Source organism: Dactylosporangium sp. NPDC049742, assembly GCF_040674675.1.
Taxonomy (GTDB): Bacteria; Actinomycetota; Actinomycetes; order Mycobacteriales; family Micromonosporaceae; genus Dactylosporangium; species Dactylosporangium maewongense.
In genome coordinates, this window is sequence record NZ_JBFANF010000026.1 from 29,451 (window position 1) to 45,474 (window position 16,024).

The window sequence follows — 16,024 nt, forward strand, 5'->3', positions numbered from 1 at the left end:
GACAGCCTTTGCGAGTGGGACTACTCGCCGGGCTTCGTCAGGCGTGGAGTGCCAGGCGTTGCTCGGCCTCGTCGATGGTCCGCTCACTGGTCGTCAAGCGCCATGAGCGCGGTATCTGTGCACCTGCTACCTGGCTGCTCTTGAGCTTCTGGGGCCAGGGCCTTGTCAATGCCCTCAGCCGCAGCGCCCGAGCCACAGGCCTCCCGGTCTCCGACGATGCTGTGTGCCTGTCATGCCCAGAACGCTATCGCCCGGGTACGACAAAATCTCAAGGGCAACCGCCAGCCAGCAGAGTCGCCGGCAACGGGCGCGTGCCGGGTGCGCTCAGGGCCCGGTCGAGCGGGGTCATCGTGTGATGTAGCCGGCGGTGCGGATCAGGTCGGGCTCCACCGCGAACCGCCCCCGGAACACCGCCGGCGCCCCCGGCTCCTGGTCGAGCTTCTCCGGCAGGATCGCCGCCTCGAACGTCCCGTTCACCGGGTCGATGGTCAGCCTCGCGTCGTGGAAGTCGAGCCACGTCCCCATGATCGGCGACCACATCTTGTACACCGTCTCCTTGGCGCTGAAGTGCACCGCCGGCCACCACGGCTCATCCGCCCGCTCCGCGCACCAGGCGATCTCCTCCGGCAGGCAGATCGACGCGACGATGTTCGCCGGCAGCACCGTCCTGCGCTCCGCGTCGATCCCGACCGCCCGCAGCTCGGGCACCCGCCCGACGGCGACCGCGCAGTACCCCTTGGTGTGCGTGATGCTCCCGGTCGTCCCCGCCGGCCACACCGGCGCCCGGCTCGGCGCCGACAGCACCGGCGCCCCGTGCACCCCGACCCGGCTCAGCGCCCGCCGCGCGCACACCCGCCCCGCGGTGTACTCCCGCCGCCGCCCGTCAACCGCCCGCGGCGACAACCCGGCCGCCTCGTCGGGCAGCAGCACCCCCGTCCAGTCGTCCTCCCCAGCCACCTCAACGACGACGATCTCTGGCAACAGGTCCCGCACGACCCGGAACTCTACCCGCCACCACCCCTCCCCGCCGCGCTCGTCCTGCCCGCCAGCCACCACCCGCGTCCCACGGTCCACGAAGCTCGACGCCAACCAACCATCCCCGACGGGGCGCCGCCGGACCCATGCTCGGCACGGCCCACACCCCAACCACAGGCGCCGGCTCGACCACCCCACACCGCTCGAAGGTGACACCACAACACCGGGACCTCGACGGCAACCTCTCAGGTGCGGGCGGCGCGGCAGCGACGACCCTGTCGTGCCGGTCCTGACCCCGGCGCCGGGCATCGAGGGTGCGCATCAAGCCCGTTCCAGGGCGGGTGGATCTGGGCAGGCAATCGAGGAGGACCCGAAGCAGATCCTGTGGGCCGGCCCCGGATGTGGGGTGGACACCCGGATGAACCCGCTGGCCAGAGTCTCGTCGCCGGTGTTGACCCGGTGTGGCAGCGATGACGCGCCTGCATGCCCGCATCGGTGCCGGGTGGCGGCGGGTGGTGCAGCCGCTTGCCGCCCGGTGCTGGGCCCACCGCGGGGTGTTCGCCCTTGCCCACGCCCGGCCCCCTAGGAACACGCCCTGTCCGCCGTGCACCGCTCCTTCCTGCTGCCGGCGAAGCGGTCTCGGGTGCCGGATCCACGGGACGAAGCGACCAGGTCTGTCTCGCGGATCGTGGCTGTCGGCGACGGCACGTAGCCAGGCGGGCATCTCGACCAGGTCGAGGGTGGCTTGGTAGTGGCTGCCCAACTTGATGCCCAGGATGTCAAGGGGTTGAGGGTTGGCGTCGGGTGATGAGTTGGTAGAGCTCGCGGGCGATGTATCGCTTGAGGCAGCGGATGGCTTCGCGGCGGGTTTTGCCTTCGCTGGTGCGTCGTTCGACGTAGGCGCGGGTGCGTTGGTCCCAGCGGAGTCTGGTGATGGTGATGGTGTAGAGGGCGGAGTTGGCGCGGCGGTCGCCGCCGCGATTGAGGCGGCGACGTTGGGTCTTGCCGGATGAGGCTTCGATCGGGCTGACACCGCAGAGGGCGGCGAACGCGGCCTCGCTGGTCATGCGTTCGGGGTTGTCGCCGACGGCGAGGAGAAGCGCGCCGGCGGTGTCGGGTCCGACGCCGTACTGTTGAAGCAGCGTGGGCGTATGGGCGTCGATCGCTTCGGTGATGCGGGCGGTGAGCTGTTCGATCTCCGCGGTGAGGTGGGCGACGCGTATGGAGAGCAGCTGCAGCGTGTATGCCGCCGCGGACGCCGGGTGGGTAGGCGCATCTGTCGGCAGTTCGGTGCATCGGCGGATGAGCTTGGGCAGGCTGAGTCCGGACAGGGCGTCGCGCAGCGCCGGTTCGGCGCGGATGAGGACGGCCTTGAACTGGTTGATCGCCCGGGTGCGGGACTTGGTTGCGGAGTCTTTGGCCAGTCGGAACATGCGCAGATTTCCACTGGGCCGTCGCTGGACTTGGCCAGGGTGGTCGCGCGGCCGGACAGGACGGCTCGGGCGGCGGATTCGGCGTCGATGGCGTCGGTCTTGCCGCGCCGGCGTCGTTCGCTGTGGTCGGGTTGGTTGACCTCGATGACCTTGACGCCGGCCTGGCGGAGGTGCCGGTTCAGGGCGACGCCGTAGGAGCTGGTGCACTCGACACCGGCGCGCCGCACGGTCCCAAACGTTCGTGCCCATTGCAGTAGTTGCTGGTAGCCAGCCGTGGTGGTCGGGAAGGTGTTGGTGCCGGCCAGGGCGCCCATCGTGGTCAGCGTCGCTGCTACGTGCACGTCCTTGTGGGTGTCCACGCCGAGAATGACTTCGGCCGCGTGGGGGCCGTGACTGAGGGCAGTGCGGTCGGGCATGCTGAGCATGGTCGGTCGGCTCCTGATGGCTCGGGAACGGATGGGCCGTCACCGGGCCGGCAGGGCGGTAAGGACTGTGATGGTGCCTTGTTCGCAGCAAGGCCCCTATTGAGACACGTCAGCCGGTCCAGTGGCAGAGCGTCGCCCCAGAGCCTCGGTCGACAGATCAAACTCAGGGCACGCACATTCCGGCCTGTCGTAGCGCGGGTCAGACCACGGCTCCGAGGCGACCCATCAATATCCTCACAGTCGTAGCGGGTGGCCGGTCCGCGCCGGTTGAAGCCGCGTTCGACCTGGTTGCGGCGTCGATAGGCGGCATGGTGGAAGTTCGGTGGCCTGCCGCCGGCGCAACCGGGTCGCTTCGGCCGGCGAACTGGTCGTTGGGTTCTGGGATGCCGCGGTCACGCTCCGTGAACGCAGCAGGCTCTGGTTGGCCCCGGGATGAGTAGGTTCTGTCGCCGGTCACTGAGTCCGGGTGTATGCGTGGGCGTCCGGACCGGCGAGGCTCCGCGACCGACACCTGCTCCAGCAATGGCTCCAGCCGGCGGGTGTCGGCGGCCTGCGCTGGCGTGATCCGAGGTGGCCAGAGACCGGCCGTGCTCGTCGGGCAGGTCGAGTCGACCTGGGTGCCCGGTCGATGTCACCGCCTCGGCGAGTGCGACGACCCGTTGCTTGAGCAGCCCCGCGGGGCGGGGGCGCTCAGGTGGCAGGGGGTCGGGTCGATGGGGTTAAGAGGCCGCCGAGTGCGGCGCCGGCCAGGGCGGTCAGGACGACGACGCCCGACCACAGCTCCTCCGTCCAGGCCACCCCCAGCGAGAGCTGGACGCCGATCAGGTGCGTGGACCAGATCAGCGGCGGGACCAGGGCGCCGAGCGTGACCGGGACCAGGTCGGGGCGCTGGGCGGCGACCCACTGGACGGCGAGGTCGGCGAGGACGGCGCCGAGCAGCGGCCAGAGCTGGGCGGCGAGGTGCTGGAAGTCGTTGAACACGCCGTCGGGGATCGAGGCTGCCGCCACCACGACCGTGACCAGGCCGGCGGGGACGCGGCCGAGACGGGTCCAGGTGAACAGGCAGGCGGTGACGACGAGCACCGTGAAGGCGAGGTACTGCGCGAGCCCGAACGCCTGCCCGTTGCGGAAGCCGTTGAAGGCGGCCGGCGCGTCGGTGAACGGCGACAGGTAGTTGAGGAAGAAGGCCGCGACGCCGACCGCGCTCAGCAGACTCAGTAAGACAGGCAGGTCGCCGGCGAGGGAAGGGGCGGCGCGGCGGGCGGCGGCGGCGCGGACCGGGGTGGTGATCATGAGCGTGCCGGCGGTGAGGAGGAGCAGGTGCGGCGGGCTGAGGAGGGCCTCCAGGCTGGCCTCGACGCCGAACAGGGTGTGCCAGGTCATGTCGACCACGCCGCCGACGGCGAAGAGGACGGCGCCGAGCAGGCCGAGTCCGTAGCCCGCGGGGACCCAGTCGCGGACCGGGCCGGCCGGGCGGCCGCGCCACAGCACGGACGGCACGATGGCGAGGGCGAGTGCCGCATAGCCGCTGTAGAGCACGCCGTGCCACGGGGTGAAGAACGTCTCCAGCTCCGGCACGTGCGAGTGCGCCCAGCCGTCCAGGTACAGGCCACTGGTGAGCCACAGCGTGGCGAGCGCCGCGGCGAGGTCGCGGCGCGTGGTGGACTGCGGCCGGTGCGAGACAGCCAGAACCATGGATCGATCCTGACGTATCGCGCAGACCCAGGCGACCCCGTTCCCCCGAAATGGACGCAGCGTGACGCCGCCGGCACGGTCAGCTCAGCGAGGCGCCTTGCGCACGCAGTACACGCTGAATCTGCGTGACAGGAATCTCCCGCGGTGGCTTCCCGGCCCGCGCCGCCAGGGCCGCGCACACGCCAGCTGCCTGGCCGGTCGCCATGGAGATCGGCATGATGCGGTAGGAGCTGTGCGCCACGTGGTCGCCGGAGATGCAGCGGCCCGCGACGAGCAGGCGGTCCACGTCACGGGGCAGCAGCGTGCGCAGCGGGATGTCGTAGGAGGTGCCCTGCGGGAGGCGGCGCAGGATGGTGCCGGGGCCGTTGGGGTTGTGGATGTCCACCGGGTACGCGCCGCGCGCCACCACGTCGGTGAACTTCCTCGCGTCGAGGACGTCCTGGCCGGTGAGCTGGTAGTCGCCCAGCACGCGGCGGGTCTCCCGTACGCCGACCTGCACGCCGCTCTGGATGACGTAGGAGGACTCGAAGCCGGGCACCCTCGTGCGCAGGAACCGCGAGATGCTGTCGAGCTGCTGATGCATGGTCAGCTCGGCCCGGGTGAGGTCCCACACGCTGATGCCGAGGCCGCCGAAGCGGGTCGAGTTCACCGACACCTCACCGGAGTGCGGCGTGGCGAAGAAGAGGATGTCCTCGCGCGGCAGGTCCAGCTCACCGGCGTCCCGCGCGGCCCGGATCAGGTCCCACAGGCCGTGCACGCCCTTCCATTGATCCGGATGCTCCTGTACGTACGACGCGAACCCGTCGCGCTGCATCTCGCCGATCCGGAACATCAGCGTCATCGGCTGGGTCAGACCGTCCTCGGGGCGGCCGACCTCGAACGGCGCGCCCGCCGACGCGGCCAGGTCGCCGTCGCCCGTGCAGTCGACGACCACGTCGGCGTCGATGACGACCGGGCCTGACTTCGTCTCGAACACCACCCGCGACGAGTCCGGCAGCGTGATCAGGTCGGAGGCGAACGCGTGCAGCAGCAGCTTCACGCCCGAGCCGCCGAGCATGTCGTACGTGACGAGCTTGAACACCTCTGGATCGAACGGCACCGTGTAGCCGGTGTCCGGGGCCGGCCTGATCGCCCCACCGGCTCTGACCAGGCGGTCCAGCAGCATCCACAGCACACCGGCGACGACCGGCTCGCCCTCGCCGTGGTCGGTCGGCAGCAGGCGGCTGTCCTCGCCGCCGACGGCCTGCTTCATCTCGTTGTGGAAGCTCATGAGCGGCATCACGAGCGCCGCGGTGGCGTTGCCGCCGAGGAACCCGTAGCGCTCGACCAGCACGACGTCGGCGCCCGCGGCGGCCGCGCCCATCGCCGCGCCGAACCCGGCCGGGCCTCCGCCGACGACGAGCACCTCGGTGTGCCCGCCGTACTCCGCTGTCCTCGGCGGCAGGTGTACGCGGTGCGAGTCCGCCGGCTTCGCCAACGCGGCCGTGTTGTTTCCTTCGTTGCGTTCCGGCTCGCTCATGCCGCCACTTTCGTCCGTTCGAGCTGGGCGTCGAGACGGCGGCCGGTCTCCGTGGCGCGCTGCTTGAGGGCCGCGACCCGCGACGCGGTCTCGTCCAGGCGCTGCGGCCGCTCGTCCCACAGCCGGTCGACCTGGGCGAGCAGCGGGCCGGCGGCCTCCCGGACCACCCCGCGGGGCACCGGCGCGCCGATGCGCTGCGCGAAGTCGAAGACCTTCCCCGCGTACGGCAGCGCCAGCAGCGGCACGCCCGCCAGCGCGGCGAACATCAGGAAGTGCAGCCGCATGCCGACCGCCAGCTCCAGGTGCTTCATGAGGCCGAGGATCTGGCCCGGCCGGAAGTCGCCGTGCAGCACCCGGCACTGCTCCGCCGCCGTCATCCGGGCCAGCACCGCGTGGGCGTGCTGGATGTCGGAGCGCTCCATCGGCACGAACAGCAGCGACGCGTCGAGCCGGTGCACGATGAAGTCGCCGACGTGGGCGAGCAGCTGGTGGTACCCGTCGGCGTCGAGGTGCTGCGCGGCGCGGCCCGGCTCGCGGACGCTCATGCCGACGACCCGCCGCCCGTGTGGCAGCGAGTCGCTGAGCAGCCCGGCGTCGAACTCCTCCGGCGTCAGCAGCAGCGCCGGGTCGGCGGTCACGGAGACGCGGCAGGTCACCCCCGCCTCCTCGAGCGCGACCTTCGACTCCTCGTCCCGGACGGTCACCTCGACCGCCTGCGCGAGCACGTCGCGGGCCATGGCGCAGTCGATCTCCTCCGTCAGCGGGCCGGCGCCCAGCGCGTACGTGAAGACCGGCACCCGCTGCTCCTGCGCCGTGCGCACCACCCTGAGGTAGCGGCGGGCCTCCGTGTCGTACAGGATGCCGCCGCCACCGAGGATCAGCAGGTCGAGCCGCCGGAGCTCGGCCGCGGTCCGGTCCCGGCTCACGCCCTCCCAGGGGGCGACCTCGACGTCCGGGTGTGCCGCCGCCGTGTGTCCCGGCTCCCGCGAGAACACCAGGACGTCGACGTCCGGGCGGCGGGCACGCAGGTCGGCGAGGACGCTCGTGAGGATGGCCTCGTCGCCGAGGTTGCAGCCACCGTACGAGCCGAGCACGCCCACTCTCGTCATGGCGGCTCGCTACCCAGGCATGGTTCTGTCATACCTGGCCCGTATGGTGGGTTTCGACCATTCGGGCAATCCGTGGAGCGAAGCACGTGATCCAGTTTCCGGCTGTGCGGCGGGGGCCACTGCGGGCGATCAGCGCCCGGCTCGGCTTCGCGGTCCTGCTCGTCTCCGCGATCGTGCTGGTCATTTTCGTCGACCGCGACGGCTACCGGGACGTCAACGAGGACGGTCTCACTCTCCTCGACTGCTTCTACTATGCGGTCGTCACCCTCTCCACCACCGGCTACGGCGACATCACTCCGGTGTCGGAGACGGCCCGCCTCGCCAACATCCTGATCATCACTCCGGCCCGCGTGCTCTTCCTGATCATCCTGGTCGGCACCACCCTCGAAGTCCTGACCGAGCAGTACCGCACCAACCTCAGGTTGCAGCGGTGGAGGAAGCGCGTGAAGAACCACGTCATCGTCTGCGGCTATGGCACGAAGGGCCGAGCGGCCGTCGGCACCCTGGTGGAGAACGGTCTGGACCGGGCGCAGGTGGTCGTCGTCGAGACCAACCCGGCCGCCGTCCGGCAGGCCCAGGCCGACGGCCTCGTGGTCGTCGAGGGCTCCGCGACCCGCTCCACGGTGCTCAAGGAGGCCCGCGTCGAGGATGCCAAGGCGATCATCATCGCCACCGACAGCGACGACGCGTCGGTCCTCGTCACGCTCACCGTCCGCCAGCTGACCGCCGGCAAGGTCTCCATCATCGCCGCCGCCCGCGAGGCGGAGAACGCGCCGCTGCTCCGCCAGTCCGGCGCCCACCACGTCATCGTCTCCTCCGCCACCGCCGGCCGGCTGCTCGGCCTGTCGACGACCGCCCCGCCGCTCATCGAGGTCGTCGAGGACCTGCTCACCCCCGGCCAGGGCATGGCCCTCGCGATGCGCTCCGCCCGCCGCGACGAGGTCGGCTCTTCGCCGCGCGAGCTGACCGAGCTGGTCATCGCCCTGTTCCGCCGCGGCAAGGTCCTCTCCCTCGCCGACCCCGAAGGCACCACCATCCAGACCGGCGACATGGTCGTCTACGTCCGCGACGACCGCCCCCAGGCCGTCCCCGCAATGCCGTGACCCACCCCGCCACCCGCCCAGCACCAGGGCCCTTCCGCCACGCTGGTCCTGCCCGCGCCGCCACTCGGCTGGCTCGGGCCGGCCGCACTGGAATCGCTCGCGGCGCTGCTCGGGTGGCATGGGGTGGCCGTGCTGGTTCCGCTCGCGGCGCCGCTTGGGTGGGCGGCCGCGCCGGAACTGCTCATGACGCAGCTCGGATGGTCTGCCATGGCCACGCCGGATCTGCTTACACCGCTGCTTGGGTGTCTTGTCGTTGCCGCACTTGTGCCGCTCGCGGCGCTGCTTGGATGGGTCGCTTCGCCGGAACTGCTCGGGTGTTTCGCCGTGGCCGCGCTGGTTCCGCTCGGGTGGCATGGGGTGGCCGCGCTCGCGGTGCTGCTTGGATGGGTGGCTTCGCCGGTGCTGTTCGTGGCGTTGCTCGGGTGGTCTGACGTGGCGGCACTGGTGCTGTTTGCGGTGTCGCTTGGGCGGCTTGTTGTTGGGGCGTTTGTTCCGCTCGCGGCGCTGCTTGGGTGGGTAGCTACGCCGGCGCCGCTCATGTTGTTGCTCGGGTGGTCTGCTGTGGCGGCACCGGTGCTGTTTGCGGCGCCGCTGGGTCGGCTTGTCGTTGCGGCGCTTGTCCCGCTCGTGGCGCTGGTTGGGTGGGTAGCTGCGCCCGTGCTGTTCGAGATGTTCGGGTGGTCTGCCGTAGTGCGGCTTGCCGGGCTGCTTGGTTGGGTTGAGGTGGCTGCACCGATGCTGTTCGTGGCGTTGTCTGGTTGGTTCGTCGTGGGGGCCGTTGCGCTGTTCGCGGGGTTGCTTGGGTGGTTTGGTGTGGCCGGGTCGGCACCGCTCGTGGCGCTGGTTGGATTGTTGGCTGTGGGTGTGCCGGTGGTGGTCGGGGGGCTGGTGAAGTGGTCTGCCGTCGGCAGGTCGGCCCGTGCCGCGGCGCAGGGGCGAGGCGAGGTTCGAAGGGCGGGTGCGGTGCCGGTGCTGGGGGCTGCCCGAGGGTTGGTTCCTGCGCGACGCCGGCTGGGTCTGCTCCGGGCCATTGCCACATCCGCACCGGCAGGCGCACCGTCGCCGGCGTCGGTGGCCTGTGCGGCGCAGAGCCTGGACGCGGGCGAGGGGGCGGCTGTGGGTCGGGTCCGTGCTGTGGCTGCGGTGGTCGGCGTGGTGCGGAGGTCGGGCGCTGGCGAAGGGGCGGCTGCGGGGCGGCGTCGTCGTGTGGGTCGAGTTCTCGCTGCGACTGTGGTGGTTGGTGCGGCGCGGAGGATCGGTGGTCGTTGGTCAGGTGGGGGTCGGCGCTTCCTCGTGGGGCGAGGTCGAGGTGGGGGCGGGTTGGTGCGGAGGCTGGCTGTGGGGTCGGGGGCGGGGTTGCGGCCATCTGGTGTCGGTCGGGGGCTGGGGATGGTGCTCGCGATGGGGATTGGGTGGGGGTGTCGACGACCTGCGTCTGGGCGCCGTAGCGGGGGCGGTTGGCGACCTCGGGTGGTGGGGCGGCGGCTGCTGGCGGGGGTGGTGCTCGGTGCCGTGCTGGTGTTCGGGTGGGCTGCGCCGGCGGGGGCGCATGGTGGGGCGTCCGTCACCATTCACTCGGATGGGCGGGGGTCGGTGTGGATCACTGCTCAGTGGCAGGACGGGCATCCGATCAACGAGCCGATGGTGGTCACGCTGTCCGCTGGTCCTGCGGGAGCGTCTGCCGGGGCTCCGGGGAGCGGGCAGGCGTCGGCGATCGTGGGGGAGCGGCTGACGCAGACGGGGGACGAGCGGGGGACGCAGACGTGGAGTGGGGTGCTGCCCGCCGGCACGTGGCGGGTCGCGATCGACCTCGGGGCGCCCGTTGAGGGGCATTGTCAGGCGCTTGTTCCGTCGGCCGGCAGTACCGGTGCCAGTGTGCAGGCGGTGGAGGTCGCGTGCCTGATTCCGGCGACCGGTGCCACGGCGGACGGCCAGGGTGGCGGCGCGGGGTCGTCGGCTGGGAGTCTTGCGCCGCTCTGGGTCACCCTGTCCGTGCTGGGCATCGCGGGGCTGATCGGGGCCGAGGTGGTGCGCCGGCGCCGCAGCCAGGGGAAGACGTAGACGGTGGTCACTGGGTGGGACGGTGGGCGAGGCGGTGGGGGCGTTGGCGGGAAAGGGCGTTAGGCTTCCTCGCGTGACTGGTGAGGCCGGCGTGGAGGCAGCTGACCCGGCGTCGGACCCGGCGACGGCGGCGCTGCTGGCGGCTCGCGGCGGTGACCGGGGTGGGGCCGGGGCGTTCGTCCGGTTGACCCAGCCGGAGGTGTGGCGGTTCGTCGCCGCGCTGGTCGGGGTGGGGCATGCCGATGACGTGACGCAGGACACCTACCTGCGGGCGTTCCGGGCGCTGCCGGAGTTCGCCGGGAGGTCGAGTGCGCGCACGTGGGTGCTCGCGATCGCGCGGCGGGCGTGTGCCGACCATGTGCGGGCCGCGGTGCGGGGGCGGCGGCTCGAGGCGCGGGTCGCGGCGGAGCCGGAGGAGCTGGCCGGGGGCGACCATGCGGGACTGCACGCGGCCGCCGACCTGGTGGCGGGGTTGCCGGCGGAGCGGCGGGTGGCGTTCGTGCTGACGCAGGTGCTCGGGCTGTCGTATGCCGAAGCCGCCGAGATCGAAGACGTCCCCGTGGGCACGATCCGGTCCAGGGTCGCCCGTGCCCGCGCCGACCTGGTCGCCGCGATCGCCGCCGCCCGAGCCGGATGACACAAAGCACCAGTAACCGGATGACACACAGCACCAGCAAGACGACACGAGCACCAGCAAGCCGATGACACACAGCACCAGCAAGCCGACGACACACAGCACCAGCAAGACGATGACGCGAGCAGCAGTAAAGACGATGACGTGAGCAACAGCAGAACAGCAGCAAGAACAGCGCTGGCCGTGGTGCTGGGGGTCCTCGCCGCGCTCGGGTACGTCGCGCCGGCCGGAGCGCACGGTGCCGACGCCCCCGCCGCCGTCGACTACGTGGTGCGCGTCGACTCGGTGTCCGAGCCGGGGGTCACCGTCCGGGCGGTCGAGGGCGGCGCCCGCCTGGAGCTGCGCAGCGCGTCGGACCGAACCGTGGTCGTGCTCGGCATGCAGGGGGAGCCGTTCCTCAGGATCTCCGGGGACGGGGTGGCCGAGAACCGGGGCTCCCCGACCTGGGCGGCCAGCCGCTCCCTGACCGGCACCGTGAAAGGCGCCGCGTCCGCGGCACCGCAGTGGCACCAGGTGTCCCGGCAGCGCACGGTGCGCTGGCACGACGAGCGGGCGCGGGAGCTGCCGGCCAGGGCGTGGAGCGTCCCCCTCGAGATCGACGGGACCACGCCCGGCATCATCCGCGGCGTCGTCACGAAGGCGGAGCCGCCGGCGACCGGCTGGTGGTGGTCCGGTGCGCTGCTCGCGGCGGTGGCGATCGGGCTGGCGACGCCCAGGTCACGGATCGCCCTGGCGGTGGTCGCCGGGGTGGCGGGCGCGGTCGTGGTGGCCTGGATCGTGGTGAGTGCGCAGCTGGCCACGTCGCCGGCCGAGAACCTCGGCACCCAGCTCCTGGCCAGGCTGTGGCCGCTGCTCACCGGGGTCGGGGTGCTCGCGGCGGCCGGGCTGCTGGCACTGAGGAAGAGCGCCGCGAACCTGGTGGCCGCCATCGGCGGGGCGTGCCTCGCGGTGATGACCGGGTTCGCCGACGCGGGCGTGTTCAGCAACGGCGGCCTCGCCGGCCCGGGCTGGTCGAGGTGGGCGGTCGCCACCGCGCTCGCCGGCGGTCTCGGGCTGATGGCCGGCGGCGCGACGAGCTGGTACAGGACGCCGGTGAAAGACCGCACAAGCGAAGACGATAAATAAACAAAATCCAACGGGTTCTTTCATAAAGGCGCGTTACTGCGCATAATCGGGCATCGATGTTCCCCGCCAGGAGCAAAGGAGTCCGGTCCATGGACCGCAGAACGTTCGTCGCGAGCGGTGTCGCCCTCACCGGCGGCGCGATCGCCCTGTCCACCGCAGTTGCCAGCCCCGCCGGCGCAGCGGTGCGCACGGCGAAAACCGTCACGCCCGGTGCCCGGGGCGGTCACTACTGGCCGAACCTCGCCCCGCTGAAGGCGACCGCGTTCCTGAAACTGCCACCGGGCGCGGTCCAGCCCCGCGGCTGGCTCCGCACACAGCTCAACATCGAGGCCGACGGTCTCTGCGGCCGGATGACCGAGGTGTCGGACTACCTGCAGTACTCCGGCAACGGCTGGGTCGACAAGACCAAGGACGCCTGGGAGGAGCTGCCCTACTGGCTGCGCGGCTTCGGCGACCTCGGCTACGTCACCGGCAACACCCGGATCCTGACCCTGGCCCGCCAGTGGATCGACGGGATCATCGCCAACCAGGCCGCCGACGGGTTCTTCGGGCCGAACGCGCTGCGCACGTCATTGGAGGGCGGCCCGGACTTCTGGCCGCACATGCCGCTGCTGGACGCGATCCGCTCGCACGCCGAGTACAACGAGCGCAACGGCACGCCCGACAACCGGGTCAACACGTTCATGCGCAAGTACTTCCAGTTCCAGAACGCGCAGCCCGCCGCCGTGTTCAACCGCAGCTGGGCCGCCCTGCGCTGGGGCGACAACATCGACAGCGTGTACTGGCTGTTCAACCGTACCGGCGAGACCTGGCTGCTCGACCTGGTGCGGAAGATCCACGCCGGCTCCGCGGACTACACCAACGGCATCCCCAACTGGCACAACGTGAACCTGGCGCAGGGCTTCCGCGAGCCGGCGCAGTTCGGCCTGCTCGACCCGGACCCGAAGTTCCCCGCCGCCACGTACCGCGACTACGACACCGTGATGGGGCTGTACGGCAACTTCCCCGGCGGCGGGTTCGCCGGCGACGAGAACTGCCGCCCCGGGTACACCGACCCGCGCCAGGGCTTCGAGACCTGCGGGATCGTCGAGTTCATGCACAGCCACCAGATGCTCGCGCGGATGACGGGCGACTCGATCTGGCTCGACCGGTGCGAGGACCTCGCGTTCAACCTGCTGCCCGCCTCGCTCGACCCGGCGCAGCAGGGAATCCACTACATCACGTGCGCCAACAGCATCGGCCTGACGAACGCGACCCTGACCCAGGGCCAGTTCCAGAACGGCTTCCCGATGCTCGCCTACATGCTCGGCATCCACAACTACCGCTGCTGCCCGCACAACTACGGCATGGGCTGGCCGTACTACGCGCAGGAGCTGTGGTTCGCGACCTGGGACAAGGGCCTGTGCGCGGCGATGTACGGCAACTCGCAGGTGACCGCGAAGGTCGGCGCCAACGCCACCACGGTCACCGTCACCGAGGACACCGACTACCCGTTCAGCGACACGATCACGCTGACCATGGGCACCCCCGGCGCGGTGGCGTTCCCGCTGTACCTGCGGATCCCGAAGTGGAGCACCGGCGCGGTCGTGCGGGTCAACGGCACCGTGGTCACCGGCACGGTCGAGGCGGGCTCGTTCGTCATCGTCGACCAGACCTGGAACAACGGCGACAAGGTCACCGTCACGCTGCCGATGCGCACCACCGTGCGGACCTGGGCGAAGAACGGCAACGCGGTCAGCGTCGACAACGGCCCGCTGACGTTCTCGCTGTCGATCGCGGAGCGCTGGCAGCGCATCGGCGGCACCGACGCGTGGCCGACCAACGAGGTGTACGCGAACTCGCCGTGGAACTACGGCCTGCTCATCGACCCCGCCAACCCGCAGGTCACGGTGACCCGCAAGACCGGGCCGCTGGCGGCCAACCCGTTCACCCGCGACGGCGCGCCGATCTCGCTGAGCGTCACCGCGCGGAAGATCCCGAACTGGCAGGCGGACGCCGAGGGCGTGGTGCGCACGCTGCAGCAGAGCCCGGCCCGCTCCACCCAGCCGAACGAGACCGTGCAGCTGCTGCCGATGGGCGCGCAGCGGGTCAGGATCACCACGTTCCCGCGGGTCAGCGACGGCGCCGACGCGGTCGACTGGGTCATTCCGGCCACCCCGTCCGCGTCGTACTGCAACCCCGGCGACTCCGTCGCGGCCCTCAACGACGGCAAGGTCCCGAGCAGCTCCGCCGACGGGAGCATCCCGCGGCTGACGTTCTGGAACCATCTGGGCACCAGCGAGTGGGCGCAGCTCACCTACTCCAGCGCGATCACCACCAACGCCGTGTCGGTGTACTGGTTCGACGACACCGGCACCGGCCAGTGCCGGGTCCCGCAGTCGTGGCAGGTGCAGTACCGCAACGCCGGCGGCGCCTGGGTCGCGGTGTCCGGCGCGTCGGCGGCCGGCACGGCGCTCAACACGTTCAACCGGGTCACCTTCACCAGCGTCACCACCACCGCGATCCGGGTCGTCGTGCAGCTCAAGGCCGGCGTCTCCGGCGGCATCCTGGAGATGCGGGTCGAGGGCAGCACCGCCCCGATCACCTGGAAGCGGATCCAGAACAAGAACAGCCTGAAGGTCCTCGGCGTCGACGGCATGTCGACCGCGAACAGCGCGAACGTCGTGCAGTTCGACGACAACGGCACCGCCGACCACAACTGGCGGCTCGTCGACGCCGGCGGCGGCTGGTTCAAGATCGTGAACCAGAACAGCGGCAAGATGCTCGCCGTGCAGAACATGTCGACGGCCAACTCGGCGCTCGTCCAGCAGTTCGAGGACAACGGCTCCGCCGACCACCTGTGGCGGCTCATCGACAACGGCGACGGCTGGGTGCGCATCCAGGTGCAGCACAGCATGAAGGTGCTCGGCGTCTCGGGCATGTCGACGGCCAACTCGGCGCAGGTCGTGCAGTTCGACGACAACGGCACCGCCGACCACCTGTGGCGCCTGCTCTAGCTCGCCCGCGCGCGCGGCCGGGGCAGCAGCCGGGTGGTGGGCAACGCGGGCGCCGGCAGCGGCTCCTGACCATCCGGCACGACCCCGAACCGGGACGATCCCGCCTGCCACTCGTCGCGCGCTTCCACGATCTCCTCGTGGGAGCGCGCGACGAAGTTCCACCACATGACCAGGTCCTCATCGAGGGGCACGCCGCCGACGAGGAACAGCCGCGCGCCGCCCTCCGACGCGAGGCGCAGCGACGAGCGGCCCTCGGGCAGGTGCAGCAGCGAGCCGGGCGGCACGTCGACCCCCTCGACCCGCGCGCCGCCGTCGGTGACGACCACCCCGTGCTCATAGGTCGGATCGATCGCGATTTCCGCCGGTGTACCGGCATCGAGGCGCACCTCGGCGCCGACCAGCTCGCTGTGCACCGCCGCCGGGGACGTGACCCCGCCCAGCGAACCGACCGCGACGGTCATCCGTACACCTGCCGCCTCCGCGACCGGGAGATCCGCCAGGTGCTCGAACCGGGGCTCCTGCCACCGCGCGCCGTCGGGCAGCGCCACCCACAGCTGCACCCCGTGCAGCAGCGGCGGCTTCTCCGTGGGGGAGTCCTCCGAGTGCGCGATGCCGCGCCCCGACGTCATGATGTTCAGCTCGCCGGGGCGGATCAGCACGTCGGAGCCGAGGCTGTCGCGGTGCCGGATCTCGCCGTCGAAGAGCCAGGTCACCGTCTGCAGCCCGATGTGCGGGTGCGGCGGGACCCGCATCCCCGGCTGCCCGGTGACCTCCTCCGGCCCGAAGTGGTCGAGGAAGCACCACGCGCCGACGGTCCGCCGGACCTTGTTGGGCAGCGTCCGCCGCACCACCGAGTAGCGGCCCAGCGGCACGTCCCGGCCCTCGAGGAGTTCCATCGTCCGATTCTCCCTCCGGCGCCCGGCGGCAACCACGGACGGGTAATTTGTCC

At 71.3% G+C, this 16,024-nt stretch carries 11 protein-coding genes and 2 pseudogenes; 5 read left to right on the forward strand and 8 right to left on the reverse strand.

What is annotated here, in order from left to right; genetic code table 11:
• Positions 1-345 precede the first annotated feature (345 nt).
• From AB0J72_RS28765 to AB0J72_RS28795, 7 genes and pseudogenes are all read right to left on the reverse strand, one after another.
• Entirely contained in the window at positions 346-993 is a 648-nt protein-coding gene (locus AB0J72_RS28765) for a 4'-phosphopantetheinyl transferase superfamily protein (RefSeq protein ID WP_360566979.1), read from the reverse strand.
• A gap of 761 nt (positions 994-1,754) precedes the next feature.
• Positions 1,755-2,408 (reverse strand): transposase, encoded by a 654-nt coding sequence (locus AB0J72_RS28770; protein ID WP_363403903.1) that lies wholly within the window; start codon positions 2,406-2,408, stop codon positions 1,755-1,757.
• A gap of 89 nt (positions 2,409-2,497) precedes the next feature.
• A pseudogene (locus tag AB0J72_RS28775) lies at positions 2,498-2,833 on the reverse strand (transposase); the annotation flags it as partial.
• A 239-nt stretch (positions 2,834-3,072) separates the two neighbouring features.
• Positions 3,073-3,177, reverse strand: a pseudogene (locus AB0J72_RS28780) (IS5/IS1182 family transposase); the annotation flags it as partial.
• Between the two features lie 346 nt (positions 3,178-3,523).
• A complete protein-coding gene (locus AB0J72_RS28785; protein WP_363403905.1) occupies positions 3,524-4,528 on the reverse strand; it encodes a hypothetical protein in 1,005 nt (334 codons plus the stop codon).
• 79 nt (positions 4,529-4,607) lie between these two features.
• A complete protein-coding gene (locus AB0J72_RS28790) occupies positions 4,608-6,047 on the reverse strand; it encodes an FAD-dependent oxidoreductase (protein WP_363403907.1) in 1,440 nt (479 codons plus the stop codon).
• Entirely contained in the window at positions 6,044-7,156 is a 1,113-nt protein-coding gene (locus AB0J72_RS28795; protein WP_344503305.1) for a polysaccharide pyruvyl transferase family protein, read from the reverse strand. The genes AB0J72_RS28790 and AB0J72_RS28795 overlap by 4 nt, the downstream gene beginning before the upstream one ends.
• An 86-nt stretch (positions 7,157-7,242) precedes the next feature.
• Here AB0J72_RS28795 and AB0J72_RS28800 point away from each other — a divergent pair, with 86 nt between their 5' ends.
• The 5 genes from AB0J72_RS28800 (at position 7,243) to AB0J72_RS28820 (ending at position 15,075) form a co-directional block, all read left to right on the forward strand.
• Positions 7,243-8,259 carry a potassium channel family protein gene (locus tag AB0J72_RS28800; protein WP_344503306.1) on the forward strand — a complete coding sequence of 339 codons (1,017 nt, stop codon included), beginning with the start codon at positions 7,243-7,245 and terminating at the stop codon, positions 8,257-8,259.
• A 1,473-nt stretch (positions 8,260-9,732) separates the two neighbouring features.
• Positions 9,733-10,320, forward strand: a complete 588-nt coding sequence (locus AB0J72_RS28805) for a hypothetical protein (protein ID WP_363403909.1) — start codon at positions 9,733-9,735, stop codon at positions 10,318-10,320.
• A gap of 73 nt (positions 10,321-10,393) precedes the next feature.
• Positions 10,394-10,957 (forward strand): sigma-70 family RNA polymerase sigma factor, encoded by a 564-nt coding sequence (locus tag AB0J72_RS28810; RefSeq protein ID WP_363403911.1) that lies wholly within the window; start codon positions 10,394-10,396, stop codon positions 10,955-10,957.
• A gap of 141 nt (positions 10,958-11,098) precedes the next feature.
• A complete protein-coding gene (locus AB0J72_RS28815; RefSeq protein ID WP_363403913.1) occupies positions 11,099-12,079 on the forward strand; it encodes a hypothetical protein in 981 nt (326 codons plus the stop codon).
• Positions 12,080-12,168: 89 nt separating this feature from the next.
• Positions 12,169-15,075: an RICIN domain-containing protein gene (locus AB0J72_RS28820; RefSeq protein ID WP_363403914.1), complete on the forward strand. Its 2,907-nt coding sequence runs from the start codon at positions 12,169-12,171 to the stop codon at positions 15,073-15,075.
• On the opposite strand, the gene AB0J72_RS28825 is transcribed toward AB0J72_RS28820, so the two are convergent.
• Positions 15,072-15,971: a pirin family protein gene (locus AB0J72_RS28825; protein WP_363403916.1), complete on the reverse strand. Its 900-nt coding sequence runs from the start codon at positions 15,969-15,971 to the stop codon at positions 15,072-15,074. The two genes, AB0J72_RS28820 and AB0J72_RS28825, sit on opposite strands and share 4 nt — an antisense overlap.
• Positions 15,972-16,024 lie beyond the last annotated feature (53 nt).

What these genes read in the sequence shown, in the direction of transcription:
- AB0J72_RS28825 (WP_363403916.1), bottom strand. Translation starts at nt 15,971, where the DNA reads ATGGAACTCCTCGAGGGCCGGGACGTGCCGCTGGGCCGCTACTCGGTG.
- AB0J72_RS28795 (WP_344503305.1), bottom strand. Translation starts at nt 7,156, where the DNA reads ATGACGAGAGTGGGCGTGCTCGGCTCGTACGGTGGCTGCAACCTCGGC.
- AB0J72_RS28790 (WP_363403907.1), bottom strand. Translation starts at nt 6,047, where the DNA reads ATGAGCGAGCCGGAACGCAACGAAGGAAACAACACGGCCGCGTTGGCG.
- AB0J72_RS28770 (WP_363403903.1), bottom strand. Translation starts at nt 2,408, where the DNA reads ATGTTCCGACTGGCCAAAGACTCCGCAACCAAGTCCCGCACCCGGGCG.
- AB0J72_RS28820 (WP_363403914.1), top strand. Translation starts at nt 12,169, where the DNA reads ATGGACCGCAGAACGTTCGTCGCGAGCGGTGTCGCCCTCACCGGCGGC.
- AB0J72_RS28785 (WP_363403905.1), bottom strand. Translation starts at nt 4,528, where the DNA reads ATGGTTCTGGCTGTCTCGCACCGGCCGCAGTCCACCACGCGCCGCGAC.